We start from the raw sequence: 23,473 nt of genomic DNA on the forward strand, positions 1-23,473 counted from the left end.
GTCAGGACCGCACCAGCTTGCCGACCGAGTGGGCGTCGAGGGCCGCCCACGTGAGGTAGTCCCAGGACAGGTTCGCGAAACCGCCGTCGCCCCAACCGGTTCCCCACGAGTTCTCCACCCGCACGCCCTGGGCGGTGTACCCGACGATGGTGACCTCGTGGCTGCCGTCGGGGCGTTCGCCGTCTCCGGGGAAGTAGCTGTAGTCGCGCGCGGTGTCCGCGGACATGTCGCTGAAGGACTGGTAGAAGTCGAGCGAGAAGATGACGGGGAGCCCCGACGAGATCGCCGATTCGACCTCGCCCTTCAACGCGGCGCCGGTGCTCAGGGTGTTGTACCCGGAGATCCGCCAGTTGCGCGCATTCGCGCGTTCATCGGAATCCGGCAATGTGCGGTAGTCGTAGTTGCCCTGCCAATAGTGTGACATCGCGTCGACACCCTGCGCTTTCGCGATGTCCAGCGTGTCGTCGACCGAGGTTCCGACGTTCTGTCCGCCCGCGAGCTGCGAATAGGTGTACATCGGCGCGTTCGGGCCACCGGAAACGTTCTGCTCGCTTTCGAGCACCCCCATCGCGCTGTAGTCGATCGCCCAGGAAACGCACGAGTTGACCGACTTCTGGTCACCGGGGGTCGGCGTGTGGTCTTCCAGCGAATAGGCACTCGGCCGCATGCCGGGAAGCCCGGTTGTGTAGAGAGGGATGCCCGTGCGAACGTGCTTGCGCTCGTGGGGCGCGGGTAGCTTCACCCCGGTCGCGTGGCGGTGCCGCGCGACCGGAACAGGGGAAACTGGCTCAGCATTCGCAGGCGCCGGCACGACGAGGCCGAACACCGGCACGGCGGCAAGCGCGACGAGAACTGCGCTCCGGGGAACAGAGGGGACCATGACCGCTCCTTGGCGTCGATGACAAAGAAGGCAGAATCCAGCACAAGAAAGAAGAAACTCGCGATATCAATTCACGAGGCGCCGATTTCCCGATATGGGCGACCATTTTGGCGCACCCATAATGTTAGCCCCGTCACGAAATCCGGGACACCTACCAAAGTAGGCGCGATCTCGCACGCAATTCCGTCACCGAAGATGGTGCAAGTATTTGTGTCCGAATACGACGGTGCCGCGACCGCCCAAGGGCGGTCGCGGTGCCGGTGAATCCTGGCTATTCGCTCCGCGAGAACGGATTGTACGGAGAGGCACCGCGGCGGGTCGCCACCCACGATTCCAGCTCGCCCGGTTCGACGGGAAGCGCCGCAGAGAGCACTTCGGTACCGCTCCCGGTGACGAGCACGTCGTCTTCGATCCGGACCCCGATCCCCCGCAGCTCCGGCGGTACCGTCAGATCGTTGGGGTGGAAGTAAAGCCCGGGTTCCACGGCGAGTGCCATTCCCGGTTCGATCGTGCCGTCTTGGTACAGGTGCGGCTCGGCGTGCGCGCAGTCGTGGACGTCGAGGCCGAGGAAATGACCGACGCCGCAGACGATGTAGCGCCGGTGGTGCTGGTTCTTCACTTCGAGCGCTTCCTCCGGAGACACCGGAAGAACGCCCCAGTCGTGGAGGCCGGTGGCGAGCACCCGCATCGCCGCCTCGTGGAACGCGGAGTACCGAGCGCCGGGTCGTACCGCGTCCAACGCGGCCTTGTGCGCGGTCAGCACCAGGTCGTAGACCCGCCGCTGGGCGTCGCTGTACGCACCGGAGACGGGCAGCGTCCTGGTCACGTCCGCGGTGTAGAGCGAGGTCATCTCCACTCCGGCGTCCAGGAGCAGGACGGCGTTCTCGTCGACGCGGCCATCGTTTCGCGTCCAGTGCAGCACGGGAGCGTGCTCGCCCGCCCCGACGATCGAGGCGTAGCCGACGCCGTTGCCCTCGTAGCGGGCGCGCCGGTCGAAGGTGCCTTCGAGCCAGCGCTCGCCGCCACCGGCCACCGCGGCGGGCAGTTCCGCCGCGACGTCACCGAAGCCGCGGATAGTGGCGTCGACGGCGCGTCGCAGTTCTCCGACTTCCCAGTCGTCCTTGACCCGGCGGAGCTCGGCCAGTGTGCGCCGCAGTTCGGCCCACTCCGCGCCGGGCACGAGCGCGTCGAGCAGCGGGTCGACGCGGAAGGTGGCGAGCACCGCTGGCAAGGTGCCGCGGAAGGCCGAAGCCAGTTCGTCGAGCGGGCGGCACGGCACCCCGAGCGCGTCGCTCCACTCCCGCAGTCCCGGTGCCGGGCCGATCCACAGCTCGCCGTCGCGCGCGTTGCCGAAGAAGTCGGCCTCTCCGGCGAGCGCGGGCGGCCGCAGGAACAGCTCCGCCTCGTGGCCACCGGGTACCGGGCGCATGACGAGCACCGCGCCTTCGGCGTCGCAGCCGGTGAGCCACGCGAAGTCGCTGTCGGGGCGGAAGCCGTAGTCGGTGTCGTTCGCCCGCACCGGCGCCCATCCCGACGCGACGGCGATGCGACGGCCGGGAAGCGCTTCGCTCAGCCGTCGCCGGTGGTCTTCGGCCGCCTTCGCCGCACCGGCTGGCAGCGAAACCGCCCGGTCGACCGGCCCCCAGCCCTCGCGCAGGAACTCGCGGAACCCCGTCGCCTCGGTGAGCCTGCTCGGATCGCGTCGCGCCGGCCGAGTCTCGTTCACGGGGTGCCCCTTTTCCGCTGCCGAACACAGTCACTTCGCGTTCATTTAACCGAACGGCGTGAAGGGTAGATCTGTCGTCGTCGCGGCGTCAAGTTCCCCTTCGTGGCACCGCTTGCCTCGGGATCGCGTTCGTCGAAGTGAACGAACTCGTGATCGCAGTCAGGCGGTTCCGGTGCGCCGGTTCGCGCGCCAGGCGGTCCTGAACACCTCGAGTTCGGTGCGGGGGAAGGGATTCCGCCATTCCCTCCGGTATGCGCCCTCGCCGTAGTTCCTCGCCACCTCGTCGAAGCAACGGACGACCGCCGCGGACGATCCTGACCACCGCGGTGAGGAAGTCTTCGGGTGCGGTCGTGAGGTACTAGGCGGTGGCCACGGCCTCCGTCTCGTCGTCGGCGACGACGACATCGGCCCACCCGGCCCCGGTGAGGGTCCACGTCACCGACATGCCTGCCAAGGCTGCTCCCTCCGCTCCGGCTCCGGCGCCACGACGCCGAGGCGGGCCAGCCGGGTGGCACCGTGCCCGGTGAGGGTCAGCGCGCGGTCGCGCGGACGACGGGTGAGCCAGCCCGCCGCGAGCATCCCCGCCAGCACGGCGGAGCCGAGACGGCCGGCGAGGTGCGCGCTGCGCTCCGTCCAATCGAGACACCCGCGCACAACCGGCCCCGCGCCCGAGGACAGGTCGGTGATCGCGAGTGCCGCCAGCAGCGGGTGTTCGAGCGTCCGCAGCACCCCGGGCCGCCCTGCCGCCAGTGGCTCGACCGCGCCGCCCGCGACCAGTTCGTCCGCGACCGACACCGCGAGCGCGCCACCGAGGTGGCTGTAGCAGACCCTGGCGCGTTGCAGCCTGCTCCCGGCTCTCGCCTGGCGCAGCGATTCCACCGGCAGCAGCGGGGAGATCGCTGCGAGCGCCTCCAGTGCCGCGGCGACCTCCGGCGAGGCGAGCGCGTGCAGTTTCCGCCGCCCGGCGACCGCGACCGTCACCAGCCCGGCGTCGACGAGGTGGCGAAGGTGCGGGCTCGCCGTCGACGGCGAAGCTCCGGCCGCCTCGGCCAGATCCCGCGCGCTGTGGGTCTGGCCGTCCAGCAGGCGCAGGAGCATGGCCGCGCGCACCGGTTCGGCGATCGCGCGTCCGGTGGCGGCGAGGTCGTAGTCGGCGGCGGACACCCCGCCGACGGTAGCCGACGAACTGTTCGGGTTCGCCTGAACGGTCGCGGTGCGATCCTGCGTCCATGACCTCCTACGCCACGAACACGCGCGCACTGGGCGCCACCGATTTCGCGGTACCCGTCGACGACCGCTACTTCGAGGACTACGTGCCGGGGATGACCTACGAGTACGGCCACCTGACGGTCAGCGAACGGGAAATCGTCGAGTTCTCCCTGCGGTTCGACCCGCAGCCGATCCACACCGACCCCGCGTTCGCCGCGACCGGGCCGTTCTCGGGTCTCATCGCGAGCGGCTGGCATTCGGCGGGCCTGTTGATGCGGCTCTTCGCGGACCACTACCTCTCGCGGGTGGCCAGCCTCGCCTCGCCGGGAGTGGACGAGCTGCGCTGGGCGGCGCCGCTGCGCCCCGGTGACGCGGTCCGGCTGCGCGTCACCACCACGGGGACGCGGCCGTCGAGGTCCAAGCCCGATCGCGGCCTCGTCCACAGCGAAGCCCTGCTGCTCAACCAGGACGACCGGTGCCCGATCAGCTTCAAGGTGACGAACATTCTGCGGCGCCGCGACGGCGGCTGAGCCGCGCCAGGCGCGGGGAGCAGTCCGGCGAACCCCCACCCGTCGGACTGCTCCACTCGCCCGCGTAGCCAACGGAGCCTTGTCGAGGTGCGCTCCGCCGCTGGAGCGAAACAATACAAGACCGAATGGACGTTTGGCTACGCTGAGACGTAATATCGTGCAAAGTGGTCGCGTTGCATTGACGCTGACCTGGGATTGGCGCCACGCTGGCAGGTGGGCCAGCAACGCCGAACTGGAGAACCGACATGACGAATGACCGGGAAAACACCCGTGCGGCGGTGCCGCGCACCTTGGGTGATCGGCTCAATCGTCTGTTCGAGGTACAACGGCCTCCGGCTTCCCCTGACCGGACGTACACCAACCGCGAGGTCGTCACTGCCTGCAAGGCCGCGGGCTGGGAGCTGTCGGAGTCCCATCTCAGCGAGCTGCGGCGCGGGATCAAGCAGAACCCGACCCTGCGCACCCTGCAGGCCGTGGCGTGGTTCTTCGAGGTCCAGGTCGGGTACTTCACCGACGCCGCGGTCGCCGCCGACGTCGAACGCGATCTCGGTGATCGCGAGACGCGGTTGCGGGCCACCCTCGCGGCGAACCGCGAGGCGCAGGACGAGCTGCAGACGGCCACCAAGGAGCTGCAGCAGGCGATGCGCGAGTCCGGGGTCACGAAGATGGCCCACCGGGGTGCGGCGGTCAACGCGAGGACGGCTCGCGAGCAGGCCACGATGATGCGGGCACTGGCGCGTGCGCTGGTCGCCGATGACGAGGAGGACGTCGACGATGACACCAGCTCGCGCGAGAGCCGACGAAAGGACTGACGTGTGACCGCCGCCGAGGGGGTGGCGGATCGACTGAACTGGCTGTTCGAGGTAGTCGCGGCGCCCGTGGAAACCGGGGACGCCGCAACCGATCGCGAAGCGGAAGAGGTCGACGGGCCGCAGTGGCGCCCGTACACGAACGCCGAGGTGGGCGACGCGCTCGCCGCCGCGCTGGGCCGGGACCACCCGGCCGCCGGCCGCGCGGCCGTCGAGCGGCTCCGCGCCGGGGGCGCCGCGACCGACGAGCAGCTCGCGGCCGTCGCGGAGTTCTTCGGGATCGAGCCCGAGTTCTTCGGCGACGACCAGTCCAGAGTGGACGCCGTCCGCGACCAGGTTCTCGAGCTCGCCTTCCGGGATTCCGGGGTGTCAGGGTACCTGATCTGCCGAGGCAGGAGGCCGTCGGCGGCGCATCGCCGGATTCAATTGTGGAAGGCACTACACACCGTCCGCCCCACGGCGCTACCCTCTGTCAATGTCTCGCCAAGCCATTCCAGGCGGTCTCCAGCGGACCGGCGCGACGACCGGCCACTCCCCGACGGCGCGAGCCAGGACAGCGGATCATCGATGACGGCACCGATGAGCGAAGCGCAGCTCCGCACGCTGTGCCGCGACCTGGTGCACGACCTCGGTCTCGGCACCCCGTTCGACGCGCACGAGCTGTGCCGCCGCCTCGCCGACCGCCGCGGCCGCCCGATCAAGGTCCGCGCGATCGACCTCGGCGCCACGACCGGGGTCGGGCACCTCGTGCCCAAGCGCAGGGCCGATCACATCCTGGTCGAGCACACCGCACCGGCGTCGCAGCAGGCGCTGGTGATCTACCACGAGGTGATCCACCTCGTGCGCGATCACCTCGAGGTCGGTGACACGTTGACCTGCGGGCTCGCTGTTGACCCCGATGATGAGCAGGGCGCCTACACCGACTGGCGGGAACGCGAGGCCGAGATCGGCGCGCGGACGCTCTCGGCGATGTCGCGTGAACGCCCGCGGCCGAACCGGTTGCCGGTGGCCGCGGGGCCCGCCGATCAGAGCATCGCGGCGGCGTTCGGCTTCGTCGGGCGGCCAAGGCCGACATGAGCTTCGACCTGGCGGTGCGGTGGTTCAAGGGCATCGCGCTGGTGGCGATCGCGATCTGGGAACTCGTCCAGCTCGCCCGCCGCCGCGACGATCTCCCGCTGCGGGTGCTCGCGCCAGGTCTCGTCCTGCTCGCCTTCGCGGCGACCGTCGGCATCAAGACCCCGGCGCTCGCCGCGATCAAGGCGTTCTTCGGCGACGCGTGGCCGCACGTCATCAACGGCTGCTGGATGGCGATGGCGTACTGCTTCGCCGCCTACTTCCTGCTGGCCGACACCAAGCGCCCGCTCGCCTCGCGCAAGCGGAAGGCGCTGATCGAACTCGGCGTGCTGGTCGCGGCCATCGCCGTGATGGTGGTCGTGCACGACACCGCGCCGCCGGAGACCTGGAAATCGCCCGTACCCGCGTGGGCGTACCACAGCTGGGAACGCATCGTCTACTACCTCAGCCTCGACGGGTACGCCCTGGTGATCTGGTTCGTCGGCATCCGCCGTGCCGGGGCGCTGCGCAGGCACCTGCGCAACCCGTGGGCGCGCGCCGCGTTCTGGCTGGTGATCGTGGGGAGCGCGGGGATGGCGCTCGGCGTCAACGCGATTTCCCTGATCCAGCAAGCGATCCGCGCGTTCAAGCCGCGTGCCGATCTCGAACTCTTCCACACGCTGTACTCGACGGGGCAGCTCGGCGGCCAGATCCTGCTGACGCTCGGCCTCGCCCTCGTCCCGCTGGCGACCGGGATCGTGGCGATCCGGACCCGCCACGACCGCGCGCTGCGGGCGCGCTACAGCCGCCGGATGACTCCACTGTGGACGGAGTTGACCGCACAGTTCCCCTATATCGCGCTCAAGCACCAGAACGAGGACGACCGGCGCGGTGACCACGAGTTCGAGCGGATCACGGTGGAGATCACCGATGGTCTCGCCGAGCTCGCGCGGGACTGCCCCGAGCCGGATGGCGACACGTCCGATCCCGCCGTCGCGGCCGGGGTCGTCGCGACGGCGCTCGAAAGGCGCGAGGAAGCCCGGCGGCGCGAGGCCGCGGGCGAGGACGTCGACTTCGCCGAACCACCTTACCCCCGGATCGAGCCCGATTTCCCGGATTGGCAGGCGAGAGCCCGCTGGATGGCGGAGCTGAGCGAAGAGCTCACGAACCGTGGTGTGATCAGGAAGGACGACGACCATGGCCGGGTGCCGACACGCTGAGGTGCGTGTTTCCGTGCTGGACACCTCGCCGATCGTGCAGGGTTCCACGGCCCGCCGCGCACTGGAGAACACCGTCGACCTCGCCGTGCTCGCCGACGGCCTCGGCTACCACCGGTACTGGGTGCCCGAGCACCACAGCATGCGCGGGGTAGCCAGTTCCGCGCCCGCCGTCGTCGTCGGCCGCCTCGCCGACGCGACGCGGTCGATCCGGGTCGGCGCCGGCGGGGTGCTGCTGCCCAACCACGCGCCGATCGTGGTCGCCGAGCAGTTCGGCACCCTCTCCGCGTTCCACCCCGGCCGGATCGATCTCGGCCTCGGCAGGGCGCTCGGCGGTTCCCGGCAGACCGCGGAGTTCGTCCGCGGTGCGGCCGAACGCGCCGCCAAGGACTTCTCCGGACAGCTCGACGAACTGCTCGGCTACTTCGCCCCGGACGAGGACCAGGTGGTCAAGGCGATTCCCGCGATCGGGAACGTGCCGCCGATCTGGCTGCTCGGGTCGAGCACCGCCAGCGCACGGCTCGCCGGATCCCGCGGGCTCGCCTACGCCTTCGCGCACCACCTCAAACCGGCGGACGCCGCGGAAGCGACCCGGCTCTACCGCGATTCCTTCGAACCCTCCCGCATGCTGGGCTCACCGTCCACTTTGGTCAGTGTGTCGGTGATCGCGGCCGACACGGACGACCGCGCCGAATGGCTCGCGGGGTCGACCCGGTTGAAGGTGCTCAGCAGGGTGCGCGGGAACCGGATCCGGTTGCCCAGCCCCGAGGACGCCGCGGCGTACCCGTACACCGAGTCCGACCGCGAGGAGATCGCGGCGCGGTCCGGCAGCGTGCTGGTCGGTTCGCCGGACACCGTCCGGAAGCTGCTGCAGTCCGTGCTCGACGACACCGGCGCCGACGAGCTGATGGTGACCACCCCGGTCTACGATCACCGCGACCGGCGCCACTCGTACGAACTGGTCAGCGAGATCGCGAACCTGCTCCGGCACTGAACAGGACGGCTCAGCCTTCCGCCGCGGGGTCCGGCTTCTCGCCGAAGAACGCCATGATGGTCGCGACGAAGTCGGGGGCGAGTGCGGGAATGGCTTCGGCGCCCTTGGTGTAGAGGCAGTAGCGGATCCGGTCCGAGATGCCGCCGACCAGAATGTCGAAGCTCTCGTCCGGCAGCGCGGGCCTGCTCGGGTCCTCCCGGCGCACCACGTAGTTGTAGGTGGCGCGGTACAGCTCGGCGATCCGGCCGATCGCCCGGTGGTACAGCGCGGCCACCTCCGGACCCGCCGCCAGGCACTCGATCTGCATCGTCCAGGTCACCTTCGGCGCCGAGGCCATCGCGCCGAGGTATTCGTCCATTGTGGCCGCGACACCGGTTCGCCAGTCCGTGTAAGGGAGTTCGCTCAGCGGGCGGGTGATCGAACCGAGTGCGACTTTGGCCGCCGTGCCGAAGGCGTCGACGAAGCAGTCCTGCTTGGTGGCGAACTGGTGGTAGAACGCCTGTTTGGACACGCCAGCGCGTTCGACGATATCGCCGATGGTCACCGCCGCGTATCCCTTTTCCGCGGTGACCTGCAGGAACGCGACCACGATGCGGTTGCGCTGGGATTCCTCGACCTCTTCGCGCGTGAGCCGGTGGCGACTGGGCAGGCCGTGCCCGATGGACGCGAAGGCCTCCACCCCGGACACCATCGGATGGTCGTTCACCGCCGCATTCTACCGACCGCGCCACCTCCCGTTCACGAACCGCCTCGGCGAGGCCACCAGCGGGTCCGCTGGTCGGCGTACTCCCCCGATTTTCGCGTACTCTACAGTTCTTCAAGCCGTTGGACAAGGGAAGATCTGCCGCGCTCATCCGCCACTGGGTTCTGGAATGCGCACACTCACGGCGATGACAAACCGTTTCCGACTGCGGGTTGTTTTTGACCGACGGTATTGACACGGGTTCCCCGGCGAGTCCAGTCTTCCTTCTGCATTCGCGGATTTCAGCCCGACCGGAAGGTCACCGATGCCTTCTTCCGCTCGCCACAGGATCTTTTTCGCCTTTCTCGCCGCGATGATGACGGCGAGCGCGGCCGTCGGGTCGAGTGGTTCCGCACTCGCGACGCCGGCCGCGGACGATCCGTACCCCGGCGCGGAATGGGAACGCGGCGATGCCGTGGCCGCCGGGTTCGACCCGGCCAAGCTGGCGAAGATCGCCGACGAGCTGAAGGCGGGCAAGTCGAACTGCCTCGCGGTCGTCCGGCACGGGAAGCTGGTCGGCGACTGGTACTGGAACGGCACGGGGCCCGAGTCGGCCCAGGAAGTGTGGTCGGCGACCAAGTCGGTGTCGAGCACACTGGTCGGCATCGCGCAGGACGAGCAGAAGCTGAGCGTCGAGGACAAGGCGTCGAAGTACATCCCGTCGTGGGGTGACACGCCGTCGGCCGAGGTCACGGTGAAGGACTTGCTCAGCAACGATTCCGGCAGGCACTGGACGAGTGCCTTCGACGACGCGGTGAAGGTCTTCGCCGCGCAGGACCGCACCGGGTTCGCCGTCTCCCAGTCCCAGGACGTTGCGCCCGGCCAGTTCTGGGCCTACAACAACACCGCCATCCAGACGCTCGACGCCGTGCTGCGGAAGGCCACCGGCGACGGACCGAGCGACTACGCGCAGAAGAAGCTCCTCGAACCGCTGGGCATGAAGCACTCGAAGATGACGCTGGACCAGAAGGGCAACACCAACACGTTCATGGGCCTGCAGTCGACCTGCCAGGACCTGGCCCGGTTCGGTTACCTCTTCCTGCGCAAGGGGCACTGGAACGGCACCCAGCCGGTGTCCGAGCACTGGGTCGGCGACGCCACCGGGAAACCGTCGCAGGACATCTCCAGCGCGTACGGGTACCTGTGGTGGCTCAACCGGCTCGGCCCGGTCGCCACGGTGCAGAACCCGATGACCCGCGAGGAAAGCGCGAAGGCCCCGCACACTCAGCTCGTGCCGTCGGCCCCGCAGGACATGTACTGGGCGCTCGGCCTCGGCGGGCAGATCGTCCAGGTCGACCCCGGCTCGGACACCGTCGTCGTGCGGCTCGGTCCCGGCACGCTGACCGACCCGGCGCCCGCGCCCACGAAAACCGCCGAGATCGTCACCGAAGCACTGGTCCGCCCCTGACTCCGGGCGTTATCGGAAACTGATCTCTTTCGCCACGAAGAACAGCGCGGCGAAGATCCCTGCGCGATTCTGCCCCGTCGGCACCGTTCTTTCTTTCCTTCGAGTAGGTTCACCGAGAAAGGGTAGAAAAATGACAGCTGCAATCCTGAAGGCCGCCAAACGGCCGATGGCGAGGACAGGTCTCGTCGGTGCGGTCGCCGCGATCACGGTCGGCGTTTTCGGCGCCGGGATGGCGGGCGCCGCGGACAAGGCGCTGACCTACCGGGGCGAGTTCCCGATCATCGGCGCGCAGCAGGTGAAGGCCGTCGTGCACGTCGACATCCCGAAGAGCGTCAAGCCCGGCGACACCGTCGACGTGCCGTTCTCCGTGGACGTGGACGCCGGCGCGGCCGCCGGTGACGGCCTGCGGCTCGTTGGCACCAAGGTGCTCTCCGGCGACATCAAGACCGCGGTCAAGCTCACCGTGAGCAGCGGTCAGTCCGTTCCGCTCTCCATCGCGCTGCCGATCCCGGAGACCCAGGTGCCGCCCCAGGGGCCGCTGACCTTCACCGCGAAGGGTGGCGTGAAGTTCACCATCCCCGGTGGCGTCCCCACCGGGGAGGCGAAGATCAACGTCGAGCCGACGGTGTCCTCGCACATCAAGACCGACAGCGGGCTCGGCGAGTTCGACGTTCCCCTCAAGCTCGACCCGCCGACGCAGGACACCCTGCTCGGCACCACGCAGGTCGGCTGAGCCGGGCGGGGTGGGGCGCTTCCCGACGCGCCCCACCACGCACCGAACCGTCCACTGTGGTCAGAGTGCGCGGTGGCGCGCGAGCACGCGGTCGACGAGCGCGTCCGAGGCGCCGACGTACTCGCGCGGGTCGAGGAGCTTGCCGTCGGCGAGCAGGTCGGTCAGCTCCGGCAGGGCCGCGACGACCGAGGCGAACGGCTTTCCCGTGGAGTCGGCTTCGATCGCGGCGTCGGTGAGCAGTTTTTTGGCGCGCGCCTTGCCCAGTACCGGGGCGAGTGCGACGGTGAGCCGTTCGGCGACGATCGCGCCGCCGGTGCGCGCGAGGTTTTCCGCCATCCGCTCCGGGTACACGACGAGTCCCGCGCACAGTTCGGCGGCGGTGTGCGTGGCGCCGCCGGTGAGCCGGAGCGCTTCCCGCAGCGATTGCCATTCGGCGTGCCAGGCGCCGCCAGGACGTTCGTCGTCGGCGAGCATGCTCTGCGACAGCACGAGCGCGTGCGACGGGACCTGGCGCGCGGCGGACAGGATCAGCGTCGCCAGCACCGGGTTCCGCTTCTGCGGCATCGCCGACGACGCACCACGCCCGGCGGCGAACGGCTCGGCCAGCTCGGCGATCTCGGTGCGGCACGAGATCTGGACGTCGAGCGCGAGCTTTCCGAGCGCCCCGGTCACGAACTGCGCGACGGCACCGAGATCGGCGATCGGCGCCCGCGCGGTGTGCCAGCAGGTGACCGGTTCGGCGAGCCCGGTCTCCTCGGCGAAGGGCGCGATCAGTTCGGCTCCGCCGAGCGGCAGCGGCGATCCACCGTCGAGTTCGGCGTACGCCCCGTACGCCGACAACGTGCCCGCGGCGCCGCCGAGTTCGGCGGGCAGCACGACTTCCCGCACCCTGGCGAGCGCGTCGAGCACGCCCTGCAGCCAGGTCGCGGCTTTGAGCGCGAAGGTGATCGGCACGGCGTGTTGGGTGAGCGTGCGCCCGGCCAGCACGGTTTCGCGGTGGGCTTCGGCGAGTCCGGCGAGCGAGTTCGCGACGGCGGTCAGGTCGGTCTCGATCAGGGCGAGTGCGCGCTGGGCCACCAGCATGCACGCGGTGTCCAAAATGTCCTGACTCGTCGAGCCGCGGTGGACGTATTCGGCCGCGTCGGGGTCGATCTCGCGGACGGCGTCGGTAAACGCGGGTACGAGCGCCACGACCGGGTTCGCCGCGGACCTCGCTCGCAGGGCCAGTTCCCGCAGGTCGAGCCGTGCGGTCGAGGCGGCGCTGGTGATCGACTCCGCCGCCGTCCCCGGGATCAGGCCCAGCCTCGCCTGTGCCCTCGCCAGTGCGGCTTCGGCGTCGATCATGGCGCGCAGCCACGCCTCATCGCCGACCACCGGTTCGATCGGGGTCCCCGCCCACACCGGGCCGAGGAGACCGCTGTCCGTCATCCGTTCCTCTCCTGTTCTCGCGCGGCAGGCAGCATTCCAGCGCGGCCCGCGCGATCGCGTCGGCGTCCTCCAGGGTCACCGATCCGACGCCGGGGCGGATCCCGGCGGCGGTCACCCAGTGCACGCCCTCGGTCGGGATCCCGAACGCGAACCGCGCCGGGTGCGGCCGCCCGCGCCGGTCGACGACCCGGTACGGCCTGCCCGTGACCGCGAGGCCACCGCTTTCGTAGCACCCGGCATCGCCGTCGCGCATACGGTACGGCTGGCACAGACCGGTCGCCAGCAGGTACCGCAGCAGCGGGTTGTCGCTGCGCCGCAGGTCGACCTCGGGCAGCCGCGCCTCGATGAGACCGGTCACCGGCTCGGTCTCCTGCGCGGCCGTACCCGAGCCGACGAGGAAGCAGCCGTCCCACGCCGAGGGTGCCACGGTCATCCCCGGCCCGGTCAGCCGAAGCACGCCCGCCTCGACGAGCGCGATCATCTCCTCGATCCGCCGCACCGGCGGGCCGATCGAGGTGTACGCGTTGAGCGGGTTGTACCAGCGTTCCAGCTCGTCGCGGTAGGAGCCGCCGTCGATACCGCCGTGGTCCACTACGAGCCGCACCTCGTTGCGCAGATCTCGCAGGACGTCGAGTGCCGCTTTGAGCGGGCTCGCCACGTTGCCGAGCCGCGCTTCGCGCGCGTCCTCCCGCAGGTGGTCGAGCAGCCACGCGGTGAATTCCGCGGAATCGGTGAAGATCCTGGTCCCGTACGGGGATTCGATGCGCGCCCAGTCCCAGCGCTCGCCGATGCCGTGCCGCCTCAGGCCAGGCTCCTCGTCACGGGTGCGGACGAATTCGTCGAGGAAGGTCTGGGCGGCGGCGTCCGAGACCTCCGATGCCACCAGTGTGCGGTAGTAGACGGCCTTGACTTCGAGATCCACCAGCGGCCACACGGTTTCGCGGAAGTCGACCGGGTGGCCCGCTTTCGCGCGTCGACGGAGGTCGTCGATCACGGCGGGGGTCAGGAACAACGGAATGTGCCTGCCGAACGGGCCTTTCTGGTTTTCGCCTCGGGCGTGGTACGGCAGGCCGCGCCGCGATCCCGCGAGCAGCCGCGGTTCGCGGCCGGACGGCAGGTACCGCAGTCCGCCGCCGGTGCGCTCGAAGATGCCGCCGCGTCCTTCGGTCAGCAGGTGGAGGTAGTCGAAGAAGGTGAGCCCCAGCCCTCGCAACGCGACCCGCTCCCCCGGTTCGAGCCCGGTGAGGTCGACGTCGGCCGGGTTCGCCTGCGCGACGTAGGTGAGACCGTGCGCGCGGGCGAACCTCGCCAGGCGTTCCCGTTCGCCGCCGCCGGCCAGCGGCCCGTGCCCGACCGCGAGCACCACCGCGTCGAGACCGGCGAGCGTCGAGCCGTCCCGCAGCACGATCACCTGTCGTCCGTCGAGGGTGTCGTCGAGCGCGACGGCGGAGGTGGCGTGCACGGAGATCCGGACGTTGGGCGGCGCGCCGCGGCGCAGCCGGTCGAAAACCCAGCGCAGGTAGTGCCCGTAGAACGCCCGCGTCGGGTAGTCGTCGGGGCCGAGTCCGCGTGCCTCCGCGCGCACGCCGTCCGGGTAAGCGCCAGGGACCGCGGCCACCCGCGTGGCCCATTCGTGCAGGCTCGGCCCGCGCACGATCGGGCCCGCGCACGGGACGCTTTCGTCGGTGAACATGCTGACCTGCGAGGCGACGGTGTTCATCAGCAGGCCGCCGTGCTGCCCGGTCCGCCACACCCGGCCCGGTCCTGGCGGGTACTCGTCGACGACGTGCACCGACAGCGGCTGACCGTCCACATTGGCCAGTAGGCGTTCGAGCACCGAGGTGCCCCTCGGACCGGCGCCGATCAGGCCGATCCGCAGCTCACCGGTCATCGCCGGTGATCCCGTTCCGCCAGGTCGCTCTGGTGGGCTTCCAGTTCAGCGCGCGGCGGGCGCGGTCGTTGGCGGCGCCGCGCAACGCGGTGAGCTGGTAGGCGCCGAGCCAGCCGTGCAGGCGTTCGGCCAGTTCGGCCGGCACGCGGCGGGGTTCCGGGCCGCCGAACGCCTTCGCCAGCTCCGGTGCCCACACCTCGGCCTCCGCCGGTTCGTCGTCGGTGATGTTGAAGGTGCCGCGCACGTCGCCGCCGACCGCTTCGACCGCGGCCAGCGCCGCGTCGTCCACGTGCACGAACGAGGTGATCCCGCGCGCGACTTCGGGCAACCGGAAGCGTCCCGTGGCGAGTGCGGCCCCGATCTTCCCGCCGGGGTCGTACCAGGTGCCGCGGCCGTAGAGCGTGCCGTAGCGCAGCACCACGCCCACGACGTCCTTCGCGTGCAGCACAAGCCTTTCCAGTTCCGCGACCGCCGCGACGGTGCGCGCCCAGCCCTCGTCGGGCGCGTCGAGGTAGAGCGGTGCGTCCTCGTCGCCGACGCGGTCGCCCACCGGCGCGGTGGCGAAGGCGATGCTCTGGGCGACGAACCGGTCCGCGCCCGACTCGCGGGCCGCGGTGAGCAGGTTCGCGGTCCCCTCGGTGCGCAGCCGCGCCGTGGTTTCCAGATCGTTGCCGCGCAGGGCCGAGAGCTGGTGGACGATCGCGCGCGGTTTCGCGGTGAGCACGGCCGCGTGCACGGCTTCGCGGTCGAGCGCGTCGGCGATCACGACGTCATCGGCGCCGGTGACGCCGGCGGCCGGGTCCCGCACCATCGCGGTCACGTGGTGCCCTTGGGCCCGCAGCAGCGGCACGAGGTTCCGGCCGAGCACCCCGCTCGCGCCCGCGACCAGCACTCGCACGGCTACTCCCCCTTCCGCATCAGAAAGCGGCATTCGGCGTCGCCGTGCCGCAGGCAACTGGTCGCGCAGTTCTCGGTGAGCCGCACCCCGAGCCCGGCGGACCAGCCGGCGTGGATGTCGGTGCACGGGCATTCGTAGCCGTCGAGGGAGCCGGCCATCCGCACCATCGTCACCGCGAAGTTGCGGCGCATCGTCAGCTCGACGAGATCCTCGCCCGCCACCGAGATGGCACCGTCCCGCAGTTCCGCCGGGAACATCGCGTCCGAACAGGACTCGTACCTCTCACGCAGGTCGTCGATGTCCGCGGGCGGTTTTCCGCCCGCGCGCTTGGTGACGATCCGGCCGACGTGTTCGGCGACGTACCGCATCGCCTCGGCGTTGATCTCGTTGGCCACCTCGTGCCCGAAACGCTTCGCCACACCCTGGTACCAGCGCGCGTCGTGCAGCCACCACTGCCGGTAGACGTCCATAGTGGACGGCTGTGCCCTTTCGACGGCGGTCATGCCGGGTCCCCCGCGGCGAGCAGGCGGGCGCGGAACCGTTCCCGCATCTCACGTTTGAGCACCTTGCCGGTGGCGCCCTTGACGACGTCGGCGGCGTCCATCCGCAACGCCTTGGTCAGTGCCGGGAACCCGTGCGCGGCGAGCACCTCGTTCACCACCACGGTCCACGTCGCGTCGTCCCGCTCGTCGCGGATTCCCGCGCCCTCGCCGACCTGGAGCAGGACGTAGGCCTCGGCCGTCCCGTCGCCGTCCCAGTCCGCGCGCACGCCGTCGGGCGCGACCGCGACGACGGTGCAGTCGGCCAGTTCGGGGAACTCGCGCAGGAGCAGTTCCTCTGTCCTGGTGCTGAACACGATGCCGCTGCCGGTCCTGATCGCGTCCGGTGCGCGGTCGAGGTGGTAGAACCGGCCTTCCTCGTCCTGATAGGACAGATCGCCGGTCAGCCAGTAGCCGCCGAGCCGCAGCCGGTGGAAGGTGAGCGAGTCGTTCCAGTACCCCGGCGTCAGTGTCGGCGACTTCACGCCGAGCCTGCCGATTTCGCCGGGCGGGAGCGGTTTTCCGTCCTCGGAGAGCACCGCGGCCTGCGCGAAGCTCATCGGCTTCCCGATGCAGCGCCCGTAGGCGGTGCTGCCGGGCTTGTGTCCGTTGTGGAAGATCGAGTAGCCGGTTTCCGAGGAGCCGAGCCCGTCGGTGAACACCGAACCCGCCACGCGGTGCCGTTTGAGGTCCTTGCCGACGGTTTCGAAGCTGCCCTGCGCGATGAGGGCCCGGACGTGCGCTTCGTGCGCGGCGTCACCGGTGTTGTACCAAGCCTCCACAGAGGACAGGTCGCGTTCGGACAGATCGTGCGCGGCCATCTCGCCATAGGTGCCCGCGAAGGCGAAGATGGTGGTGGGCTTGAACTCCTCGGCCGCGTCCAGCACGTCGCCGCCGCGCTGGCTGGAGAGCAGGTACACCGGGGAGCGCAGCAGCAGGCCGAACATCATTACCGAGATCGCCGCGTTGTGCGAGCCGGGCAGCGCGACGAGCAGGCGCCCCATCGCGGAGCCGACGGACAGTTTGAGACGGTGCAACTGGGCGTAGAGCAGGGTTTCGTGGGTGTGCGGTACGGCCTTGGGCATCCCGGTGGTGCCGGAGGAGTGCGAGATGATGATCGGGTCGGTCCGGTCGTGCGAGTACGGGTACGCCGCGGGCAGCGGCCGCCGTTCTTCGGCGCCGATCGCCGCCGCGCTCGTCCCGAAGGTGAGGTTCAGCGAGTCGAGGTGGCCTTCGAAGACGGCGGCGTGCGCCTCGTCGGTGAGGACGCCGACGGCGCCCTGCCGGCGCACGTATTCGCGGGCGATCTCGGGGCGCAGGTTCCCGTTGACGAAGGACGGGATCGCGCCGAGCGAGGTCAGCGCCAGGAAGTTGATCGCGAACTCGGTGCTGGAGTAGGTGTGGATCGCGACGGGATCGCGCGGGCGCACGCCCCTGGCGTGGTACCAGCTCGCGTAGGTTTCGACCACGTCGTGGAGTTCGCCGAGGGTGAGCACGCTCGGCGAGCCGCCGCCGGGTGCCTGCCAGGTGCCGTCGGTCCACAGCACCCGTTCGTCCATCGGCCTGCCGTAGGCCTTGACGCGGTGCAGCACGTTGCCCGCGCCGAGCTCGGTGTCCTCGATGATCCGCGCGCGTTCGTCCTTGCCGATCACGGTTGTCCTCCTTGGTGTCCACGAATGTGCGCGTGCTCGCTCGCCAGCGCGAGGAGCCCGGATATGCCCGGTTCGGACGGCACCGCCGGTGGTCCGTCGCCCGCGGGGCCCAGCAGCAGCCCGACCGCGACGTCGCCGCCGGGTGGTTCGGTGCCGAGGACGCGGTGCGCGGCGGTCGTCCGCGCGGTGGCGGCCAGTTCGATCCCGATGAGCAGGATCTGGTCCAGTTCCCCGTCGTCGAGCAGCAGTGCGACGAGGTCGAGCGGATCGTCCTCTGTGGACACCGACAGCAGCGGGCCGGAGATCCCGAACTCCGCGCTGACGAAGCCGAGGATCGCGTTCGCCGTCGCCTGCATGAACAGCAACGGGTTGTGCGGTTGCCCGCCGACGAGCAGGCGGCTGGCGAGATCGGTCGTGCCGCTGTCGCCGAGCACACTCACCAGCACGATCCCGGTCCGCTCCCCCGCCACCGGGCTCGCGGTGAGGCAACGCGCGGCGACCTGGTTCACCATCGGGTTGAACAGCGATTCGATGAACCCGCTGACCTGCTCCGCTCCGGAGTCGCCGATCGCCGCGGCGAGCACTCCCGGCTTCACACCGCCTCCAGTATCAGCGCGGTGTTCGCGCCGCCGAAGGCCGCGTTCACGGTCAGCACACGCCGCAGCGGCGCCTCGCGCGCTTCGTTCGGCACGTAGTCGAGGTCGCAGGCGGGGTCGGGTTCGGTGAATCCCGCGGTCGGCGGCACCAACCCGGATCGCAGCGCGGTCAACGCGATGGCGAACTCGACGGCACCCGATCCTTCGAGCAGGTGCCCGGTGGTCCCCTTGGTCGAGCTGATCGGCACGGTCGCGGCCGCGGGGCCGAACAGTTCGTGGAACCCGCGCGTCTCGGCGACGTCGTTGTGCTTGGTGCCCGTGCCGTGGGCGTTCACGTAGTCCACGCGCCGCGCGCCCGCACGGCGCAGCGCGATGCGCGAGGCGGCGACGAGTCCGCGCGCTCCGGGATGCGGCCGTGCCACGTGGTGGGCGTCGGAGGCCATTCCCCATCCGCTGACCCGCGCGAGCGCGGGCGCGCCCCTGGTGTGCGCGGCGTCGGCCGATTCGAGCACCACGGCGGCGGCGCCGTCGCCGAGCAGGAGTCCGGAACGCCCGGCGCTGAACGGGCGGAGCGTGCCGTCCTTCGCCAGCGCCCAGCCGGAATCGAACTTCGCCTGGTTCTCGACCTCGACGAGGTATCCGCCCGCGCAGATCGCGCCGTCCACCCGGCCGCTGGCGATCAGCGCGCACCCGGTCGCGATCGCGGTGGCCGAGGCGACGCACGCGTTCGTGAACGCGTACCTCGGTCCTCGCGCGCCGAACCGGGCCGCCAGCGAGTCGGCCAGCGCGGCGGGCACGGTGTCTTCCACGCCCGTGGCGTCTTCCCCGCCCGAGCGCCAGAACCGGGTCACCGCGGTGAAATCCCCCGCGGTGCCCAGGAGCACGGCCGCGTCACCGGGCGGGAGGTCCGCCATGCCCACGGCGGCGTCGGCGACTTCGGCCAGCGCCGCGGACAGCGACGGGGTCGCGGTGTCGTCCGGTACGGCGGCGAACCCGGACCGGAACCCGGTGGTGTCGAACCTGCGCACGCGCCGGAACGTCGTGCGGCCGTCGAACACCCCGCCGGTGGCCGCCTCCGGCCCGCTGCCGAAGGCGGTCCGCACGCCGTACCCGGTGACCACGACGTCAGCGGTCATCGCGCTCACCCCGGTGGTCGCGCGCGAGCCCTTCGGCGATCCTGGCCGCCGAGGTCGGGCCGGTGAAGTACCCGGCGACCGGATCGGCGGCGATCTCGTGCCGCAGCTCCAGCAGGTGCAGGAACCACACCAGGCCGAGCGAGTCGAGCACGAACTCCACCTCGTCCCCGGTCAGCTCGGGGAAGATCTTCGGATCCGACAGCAGGTCGCGCACTTGCGCGGTGTCCGGCAGCGTCCTGGCGCGGGCGCTCATGCGGTGGCGCCCCGCTTCGCGACATCGGCGACCAGCTCGCCGAGGCTCATCGCGCCGAGCGGTTCGATATCGGTCTCGGGGAACTCGACCTGGAACCGGCGCTCCAGGCGCATGGTCAGTTCGATCAGGCTGAGCGAGTCGAGGTCGATCCCGCCGGAGCCGAGCGGTGAGGCGTCGCCGACCTGGTCGCGGTCGAGCGGCTGGCCCATGTCGGCGGTGATGGTGTCGAGCACGAAGGCGCGGATTTCGTCTTCAAGGACTGCGGACATCGTGGTTTCTCCTCGGGGGTCGCGGGATCAGGCGGGGACGGCGGCGCGGAGCACTTCGTGGCGGCGGACGAGCTTTCCGTTGGAGGTGCGGGGAAGCGCGGCGAGCAGGCGGACGCGACGGGGCAGCTTGTAGTCGGCGAGGCGTTCACCGCACCAGGTCAGCAGGTCGGGCCCGGTGACCTCGCCGACGACGTAGGCGTCGATCACCTCGTCGTGTACCACGACCGCGTCGGTCACCGCGGGGTGCTGGCGCAGGGCGGCCTCGATCTCGCCGAGGTCGACCTTGAGCCCGCCGATGACCACGAGCGAGTCGCCGCGGCCGCGCAGGCGCACCCCGCCGTCGGCGCCGATCTCCGCGCGGTCGCGGGTGCGGAGCCAGCCGTCCTCGAATCGTTCGTCCACTGTGGACCGCAGATACGGCGACCCGTCGGGGACCTTGACCTCCAGTTCGTCCGCGCGCACCCGGATTTCGACACCGGGGGCCGCGCGCCCGACCGACGGTCGCATGCGGCCGCTGACGTCCATCGCGATCACGCCGGTTTCCGTGCTGCCGTAGGACTCCCCGACCGCGAACCCGAACTTCGCTTCGAACCGTGCGGCGACCGCGGGGTCCATGATCTCGCCGCCGCTGACCGCGCCGCGCAACGACGGCAGCGCGGGCAGCTCGCGCGCGGTGCCGAGCAGCTCGTAGTGGAACGGGGTGCCGAAGAACAGGTGGACGTCGTGCCGGGCCGCGGCGGCGAGCATGTCCGCTGCCGACACCCTGGCCGGGAACACCGCCGCCACACCGCGGGCGAGCGAGTGCAGGAGCCCGGCGATCAGGCCGAAGCTGTGCGCCGTGGAACTGAGCAGCAGCACCCGTTCCCCTCGCGAGGGCATGCCGTCGATCCGGGTGAACCGGTCGATTTCGGCGGCGATCGACTCGGGTGTGCGGCCGATCATCTTCGGCGCCCCGGTCGAGCCGGAGCTGAACTGCACGAGCCGGTGCCCGGTGTCCGCCGGTTCGCCGGTGGGGTGGTGACTGGTGCACAGCTCGTATTCGCGCGCGAACGACGGTGTCGCACCGGACTGTCCACCTCGGACGGTGAACTGCGGCCTGCCGACGGACCGGATGCCGTCCACCTCGGCCGTCTTGAACCGGTGGTCCACGAGCATCACCTGCGCGCCGAGCGACCACAGCGCCAGCATCGCCTGCACTTGGGTGTAGCTCGGCGGCACCTGCAGCAGCACGGTGCTGCCCTCGGTGATCCCGCACCCGGCGAAGACGGCCGCCTCCGCGCGGACCTGCGCGTGCAGGTCCGCGCGCGTGCGCACGTCGTCGCCGTGCGCCAGGTAGGGCAGGTGGCCGGGATGTGCGGCGAAGAGGTCCTCGACGAGCCGCGCCATCGAACCGGGCATCACGACTCCCGGCAGAACTCGCCGATGGGATAGCCGACGTGGCGCTGGTCGGTCGGCAGGTAGCCGAGCAGTTCGTCGCCGAGCTGCAACTCGGTCACGTTGCGCACCTTGGCGCCGGGACCGAGAACGCGCACGTGCCAGTCGTCCTGCACGGTGAGGCTGACGACGAGCCCGTCGGCGGAGTGCGCGGTGATCGTCAGCAGCGGCCGCGATTCCAGCTTCGCGCGCCCGACGACGACGCGGCGGGTCTTCCCGTCCGCGTTGACCGCGAGCGCCGTGCTCCCGGAACCCAGTTCGCTGAGGTAGTTCGTGCGGTTGTCCGGGCCGAGCACGTAGGAGTGCAGTGCGCCCGCGTTGACCCGGAACGGGCGGGTCGGCATGTACGGCAGCGGGTGGGTTTCGCTGCAGCACAGGATGAACCCGGTCGAGTACGAGCCGACCAGGATCCCCTCGTCCTCGGCGAAGTGGGTGCAGGTGTCGACGCACACTCGGTCGCCGAGCCCGTGGTGCTCGATGCGGTCGACGGTGAGCGTGGCGAGGTCGAGCTGGGGTGTCGAGGCCTCCAGCAGCCGGATGAGCGCGAAGACCTCACCGGCGTCCTTCGGCGCGAGCAGGATCCCTTCGGAACCGCGCTCGAGGACGTCGACGACGATGCCTGCTTCTTCGAGGTCGGCGCAGACCGTCACGAGCTTGCCCGGCGCGCGGTCTGCTGCGGCGAGCACGATTTCGAGCGGGATCTTGGTCGGGTCGGCGAAGTCGACCACGGTGTAGGGCAGCGCGACCGCGGCGTCGCAGGCGAGCCGCAGGGTGCGGTCGTCGACGACGCGGACCAGCGCGCCCGCACCGGTGTCCGATGTGGACAATCGGGCCAGCTCGTCGGTGCCGGTGATCTCGGTGATCTTGACGGCCGCGTCCCCATCGCCGATCAGTACGGCGTTGACGGTGGGCGGAAGGGTCTGCAGCAGCGCCGCGTCGTCGGAGACCACGCCGTGCGCTTTGGCGTGCACGGCGGCATCCACCACCGCGGCGCGGAGTTCGGGGGCGATGCCTCGGACGTCGATCCATGCGAACTTCATGCGACACCTGTCGTGACGGAGGAATGGGGGGATTGGGGAACTTCGCCGGACTCGGCGTGCACGACCGCCGCGAGGCGTGCCACGACGGAGGCCGGGTCCGGTGCGGAGAACACGCGGCGGCCGACCGCGAGCCCGGCGCAGCCTGCCAGCATCAGCCCGGCCCCGTAGGCGGCCACGTTCGCGGAGTCGGGCGGCCCACCGGCGCCGAGCACCGGGATCGGGCAGCTGTCGACCACCTCGGCCATCCGGTCCGGGGTGGCCGTGGTGGAGGTCTTCACCAGATCGGCGCCGAGATCGGCGGCGATGTTGACCACGTGCGAGAGCAGCACGGGGTCGCGCGGGTCGGTGATGCGCGGGCCGCGCGGGTAGATCATCGCGAGCAGCGGCACGTGCCAGCGGTCGCAGGCGTCGGCCACCGCGCCGAGATCGGCAAGCTGCCGCGCTTCGGTGTCCGAGCCGACGTTGACGTGCACGCTCACCGCGTCCGCGCCGAGACCGACGGCGCGTTCGACGTCGCCGACGAGCACCTTCGCGTCGACGTCCGCCGCGTGCACGGTGCCAGCGGACAGGTGCACGATCAGCCCGCACCCGCCGAGCGCTTCGGGCGGGATGGTGCGGGCGCGTCCCTTGTGCACGATGACGGCGTCGGCGCCGCCTGCCACGATCGACCGGATCAGCCCGGCCCAGTCGCGACGACCGGTCACCGGGCCGTCCGAGACGCTGTGGTCGAGCGGCACGAACAGGTACCGGCCGTCACCGGCAGGCGAAAGCCTTCGCAGCCGGAACGACTTCCCGTCGGCGAGCATGGACACCTCCTGTCACCTCCTGCGGATTCTGGGGATGGGCGAACTGTTCCCGGCGCCGAGTCTGCCCGGCGGCGGCGCGGCGGCACCAATACCGACCGACCATAATTTTCCGGTTATGCCGCGTTGAGAAATGGCGTTTCGCGTGGTCAGGACGCGATTCGGCGGATGACCGCCGGTTCGGCCGTTTTCCCTTGCGGGCGGGCACTTCGGCAAGTCGGGGGCGGTTTCTC

The 23,473-nt window shown here is 70.5% G+C and carries 23 protein-coding genes; 7 read left to right on the forward strand and 16 right to left on the reverse strand.

The genetic code is table 11. The annotated features are described in order from the left end of the window. Nucleotide 1 precedes the first annotated feature (1 nt). The 3 genes from HUW46_RS43670 to HUW46_RS43680 all read right to left on the reverse strand — a co-directional run bounded on the left by HUW46_RS43670 (nt 2) and on the right by HUW46_RS43680 (nt 3,770). A complete protein-coding gene (locus HUW46_RS43670) occupies nt 2-667 on the reverse strand; it encodes a C1 family peptidase (protein ID WP_215544502.1) in 666 nt (221 codons plus the stop codon). A 484-nt stretch (nt 668-1,151) separates the two neighbouring features. Then, on the reverse strand, nt 1,152-2,606 hold the full coding sequence (locus tag HUW46_RS43675) for an aminopeptidase P family protein (protein WP_215544503.1): 1,455 nt from the start codon (nt 2,604-2,606) through the stop codon (nt 1,152-1,154). A 435-nt stretch (nt 2,607-3,041) separates the two neighbouring features. Then, nucleotides 3,042-3,770: an ArsR/SmtB family transcription factor gene (locus HUW46_RS43680; RefSeq protein WP_215544504.1), complete on the reverse strand. Its 729-nt coding sequence runs from the start codon at nt 3,768-3,770 to the stop codon at nt 3,042-3,044. A gap of 65 nt (nt 3,771-3,835) precedes the next feature. On the opposite strand from HUW46_RS43680, the gene HUW46_RS43685 reads away from it, so the two are divergent. The 5 genes from HUW46_RS43685 (at nt 3,836) to HUW46_RS43705 (ending at nt 8,418) form a co-directional block, all read left to right on the forward strand. Further along, the gene (locus HUW46_RS43685; protein ID WP_215544505.1) at nt 3,836-4,345 is read left to right on the forward strand and encodes a MaoC family dehydratase; all 510 of its coding nucleotides are present in this window, start codon (nt 3,836-3,838) and stop codon (nt 4,343-4,345) included. A gap of 245 nt (nt 4,346-4,590) precedes the next feature. After that, nucleotides 4,591-5,157, forward strand: a complete 567-nt coding sequence (locus tag HUW46_RS43690) for a hypothetical protein (protein ID WP_215544506.1) — start codon at nt 4,591-4,593, stop codon at nt 5,155-5,157. 3 nt (nt 5,158-5,160) lie between these two features. Continuing rightward, entirely contained in the window at nt 5,161-6,231 is a 1,071-nt protein-coding gene (locus tag HUW46_RS43695) for an ImmA/IrrE family metallo-endopeptidase (RefSeq protein WP_215544507.1), read from the forward strand. Then, complete coding sequence (locus HUW46_RS43700) at nt 6,228-7,427, forward strand: MAB_1171c family putative transporter (protein ID WP_215544508.1); 1,200 nt, start codon at nt 6,228-6,230, stop codon at nt 7,425-7,427. Before HUW46_RS43695 ends, HUW46_RS43700 begins: the two co-directional genes overlap by 4 nt. Beyond that, the gene (locus HUW46_RS43705) at nt 7,405-8,418 is read left to right on the forward strand and encodes an LLM class flavin-dependent oxidoreductase (protein WP_215544509.1); all 1,014 of its coding nucleotides are present in this window, start codon (nt 7,405-7,407) and stop codon (nt 8,416-8,418) included. The genes HUW46_RS43700 and HUW46_RS43705 overlap by 23 nt, the downstream gene beginning before the upstream one ends. 10 nt (nt 8,419-8,428) lie before the next feature. Here HUW46_RS43705 and HUW46_RS43710 read toward each other — a convergent pair whose 3' ends face one another. Next, nucleotides 8,429-9,124, reverse strand: a complete 696-nt coding sequence (locus HUW46_RS43710; RefSeq protein ID WP_215544510.1) for a TetR/AcrR family transcriptional regulator — start codon at nt 9,122-9,124, stop codon at nt 8,429-8,431. A 301-nt stretch (nt 9,125-9,425) separates the two neighbouring features. Here HUW46_RS43710 and HUW46_RS43715 point away from each other — a divergent pair, with 301 nt between their 5' ends. Further along, nucleotides 9,426-10,568 carry a serine hydrolase domain-containing protein gene (locus HUW46_RS43715; RefSeq protein WP_215544511.1) on the forward strand — a complete coding sequence of 381 codons (1,143 nt, stop codon included), beginning with the start codon at nt 9,426-9,428 and terminating at the stop codon, nt 10,566-10,568. A 130-nt stretch (nt 10,569-10,698) separates the two neighbouring features. Next, nucleotides 10,699-11,301 carry a DUF6801 domain-containing protein gene (locus tag HUW46_RS43720; RefSeq protein ID WP_215544512.1) on the forward strand — a complete coding sequence of 201 codons (603 nt, stop codon included), beginning with the start codon at nt 10,699-10,701 and terminating at the stop codon, nt 11,299-11,301. Nucleotides 11,302-11,361: 60 nt separating this feature from the next. Here HUW46_RS43720 and HUW46_RS43725 read toward each other — a convergent pair whose 3' ends face one another. From HUW46_RS43725 to HUW46_RS43780, 12 genes are read right to left on the reverse strand one after another with little or no spacing between them, the layout of a single operon-like run. After that, nucleotides 11,362-12,729 (reverse strand): class-II fumarase/aspartase family protein, encoded by a 1,368-nt coding sequence (locus HUW46_RS43725; protein ID WP_215544513.1) that lies wholly within the window; start codon nt 12,727-12,729, stop codon nt 11,362-11,364. Next, nucleotides 12,662-14,620 carry an FAD/NAD(P)-binding protein gene (locus HUW46_RS43730; RefSeq protein ID WP_215544514.1) on the reverse strand — a complete coding sequence of 653 codons (1,959 nt, stop codon included), beginning with the start codon at nt 14,618-14,620 and terminating at the stop codon, nt 12,662-12,664. The genes HUW46_RS43725 and HUW46_RS43730 overlap by 68 nt, the downstream gene beginning before the upstream one ends. Next, the gene (locus tag HUW46_RS43735) at nt 14,610-15,518 is read right to left on the reverse strand and encodes an NAD-dependent epimerase/dehydratase family protein (protein ID WP_215544515.1); all 909 of its coding nucleotides are present in this window, start codon (nt 15,516-15,518) and stop codon (nt 14,610-14,612) included. The genes HUW46_RS43730 and HUW46_RS43735 overlap by 11 nt, the downstream gene beginning before the upstream one ends. Nucleotides 15,519-15,520: 2 nt before the next feature. Then, nucleotides 15,521-16,021, reverse strand: a complete 501-nt coding sequence (locus tag HUW46_RS43740; RefSeq protein WP_254125544.1) for a hypothetical protein — start codon at nt 16,019-16,021, stop codon at nt 15,521-15,523. Beyond that, nucleotides 16,018-17,709 carry a class I adenylate-forming enzyme family protein gene (locus tag HUW46_RS43745; RefSeq protein WP_215544516.1) on the reverse strand — a complete coding sequence of 564 codons (1,692 nt, stop codon included), beginning with the start codon at nt 17,707-17,709 and terminating at the stop codon, nt 16,018-16,020. The genes HUW46_RS43740 and HUW46_RS43745 overlap by 4 nt, the downstream gene beginning before the upstream one ends. Further along, nucleotides 17,706-18,305, reverse strand: a complete 600-nt coding sequence (locus tag HUW46_RS43750) for a hypothetical protein (protein WP_215544517.1) — start codon at nt 18,303-18,305, stop codon at nt 17,706-17,708. Before HUW46_RS43750 ends, HUW46_RS43745 begins: the two co-directional genes overlap by 4 nt. Then, on the reverse strand, nt 18,302-19,441 hold the full coding sequence (locus HUW46_RS43755; RefSeq protein ID WP_215544518.1) for a beta-ketoacyl-[acyl-carrier-protein] synthase family protein: 1,140 nt from the start codon (nt 19,439-19,441) through the stop codon (nt 18,302-18,304). Before HUW46_RS43755 ends, HUW46_RS43750 begins: the two co-directional genes overlap by 4 nt. Next, the gene (locus tag HUW46_RS43760; RefSeq protein ID WP_215544519.1) at nt 19,431-19,694 is read right to left on the reverse strand and encodes a hypothetical protein; all 264 of its coding nucleotides are present in this window, start codon (nt 19,692-19,694) and stop codon (nt 19,431-19,433) included. The genes HUW46_RS43755 and HUW46_RS43760 overlap by 11 nt, the downstream gene beginning before the upstream one ends. Further along, entirely contained in the window at nt 19,691-19,963 is a 273-nt protein-coding gene (locus HUW46_RS43765; RefSeq protein WP_215544520.1) for an acyl carrier protein, read from the reverse strand. Before HUW46_RS43765 ends, HUW46_RS43760 begins: the two co-directional genes overlap by 4 nt. Nucleotides 19,964-19,990: 27 nt before the next feature. Further along, nucleotides 19,991-21,361, reverse strand: coding sequence for a class I adenylate-forming enzyme family protein (locus HUW46_RS43770; RefSeq protein ID WP_254125546.1), 1,371 nt, complete (start codon nt 21,359-21,361; stop codon nt 19,991-19,993). Next, a complete protein-coding gene (locus HUW46_RS43775; protein WP_215544521.1) occupies nt 21,361-22,437 on the reverse strand; it encodes a 3-dehydroquinate synthase II family protein in 1,077 nt (358 codons plus the stop codon). The genes HUW46_RS43770 and HUW46_RS43775 overlap by 1 nt, the downstream gene beginning before the upstream one ends. Further along, a complete protein-coding gene (locus HUW46_RS43780; RefSeq protein WP_215550469.1) occupies nt 22,434-23,243 on the reverse strand; it encodes a 2-amino-3,7-dideoxy-D-threo-hept-6-ulosonate synthase in 810 nt (269 codons plus the stop codon). Before HUW46_RS43780 ends, HUW46_RS43775 begins: the two co-directional genes overlap by 4 nt. Nucleotides 23,244-23,473 lie beyond the last annotated feature (230 nt).

The sequence above is a fragment of the Amycolatopsis sp. CA-230715 genome (assembly GCF_018736145.1).
Classification (GTDB): domain Bacteria; phylum Actinomycetota; class Actinomycetes; order Mycobacteriales; family Pseudonocardiaceae; genus Amycolatopsis.